This is a genomic window from Mesorhizobium sp. M0998, assembly GCF_040318885.1.
Lineage (GTDB): Bacteria > Pseudomonadota > Alphaproteobacteria > Rhizobiales > Rhizobiaceae > Mesorhizobium.
The window spans coordinates 1-1494 of sequence record NZ_JAMYND010000109.1; the positions used below are offsets into that span (position 1 = coordinate 1).

General features: G+C 62.5%; 1 protein-coding gene. It reads right to left on the reverse strand.

Translation table 11 applies throughout. The annotated features are described in order from the left end of the window. Positions 1-84 precede the first annotated feature (84 nt). A complete protein-coding gene (locus NKH59_RS33305; RefSeq protein ID WP_352473781.1) occupies positions 85-1458 on the reverse strand; it encodes a transposase in 1374 nt (457 codons plus the stop codon). Positions 1459-1494: the final 36 nt, after the last annotated feature.

The window sequence follows — 1494 nt, forward strand, 5'->3', positions numbered from 1 at the left end:
GATAGTGTTGAAGAAGTCGGCGATGAAGCCGTGGATCCACTCGCACCGAAGCGTCTTGATTAAGGTCGACGCGACCTCCTCGCCTTAAGTGGCTCGGACGTTTGTTCCGAGGGTGCAAATCTTGGCCAATTTCCTGAGGTTCTGGGCGATGGCTGCAAGGTGGAACTCATCGCGGGCACCACAGGGGCCGCGCAATCGCAATCGATCGAGCTTCAGGATGCGCTTGAGGTGCGCGAACAGCATCTCCACCTTCTTCCGCTGATAGCGTGAGGTCTGGTAGGCGTCTGTCTTTGCGATGTCGCGGGCCATGTCGCGCGCGCCCTCATAGATCGAGCGCAGCACCTTGCGCGCCGGCTCCTTCGGGCAACAGCTGGGCTTCAGGGCACAGGCGTCGCAATCCAGCTTGCTGGCGCGATAGCGCATCATGCCATTCTCGTCGACGAGAGGGTGTGGCATCCGATAGGTCTTCTGGCGCTGCCTGAGCGTCTTCCCGCCAGGACAGATGTATGTATCGGCCTTATGGTCGTAGGTGAAGTCGTCGCGCGAGAAGGTGCCATCCTTGCGCCTAGACTTGTCGAAGACCGGGATATGCGGCTCGATCCCACGCTCATGCACCAACCAGTTCAGCATTTCGGCCGAGCCGTAGCCGGTGTCGGCAATCAGCCGCTCCGGCCAGAGGCCGAGCTCGTCGTGCGCCCGCTCGATCATAGTCTTGGCGGCCGTCACCTCGGCTTGGCGCACCGCGGTCGAGGGCTCCACGTCCACGATGATGGCGTGCTCCACGTCGATCAAATAGTTCGTGCAATAGGCATAGACGGCTGGGCCACCCCAAGCGGCAGTCCAGCGCGCGGCGGGATCAACAGGGGAGACGAACTTGGGCTCCACCGGCGTGGCGGCCCCGAAGGCGGCGTCATCCAGAGTGGCGAGATACTCAGCCACGGCCCGCTTGGCTTTGGGATTGAGGTCCTCGGCCGTTTCGATCCCGCGCTGACGATGGGCGTCGGCGACGATCATGCTGGCATCGACCGCAAAGCCTTCGCCGCCGACGAGCCCTTCAGCTATGCAGCGCCGGACGACGGTCTCGAACAGTTCGCGCAGCAGGTCGGCATCGCGGAAGCGGCCGTGGCGGGTCTTGGAGAAGGTTGAGTGGTCAGGCACATCACCCTCGAGGCCAAGCCGGCAGAACCACCGATAGGCCAGGTTCAGATGTACCTCCTCGCACAGCCGGCGCTCCGAGCGGATGCCGAAGCAATAGCCGACGATCAGCATGCGGATCAGCAGCTCAGGGTCGATCGAGGGACGGCCGATCGGGCTGTAGAAGGGCGCCAGATGCTGGCGGATGGCGGACAGGTCGACGAAGTGGTCGATCGCTCTGAGCAGGTGATCCGCCGGCACATGCCGCTCCAGGCTGAAGCCGTAGAACAGCTCCTCCTGCATCACACTTTGCTCGCCCATCATCGACTCAATCTCCTCTTACGACGAAGATTGAATCAG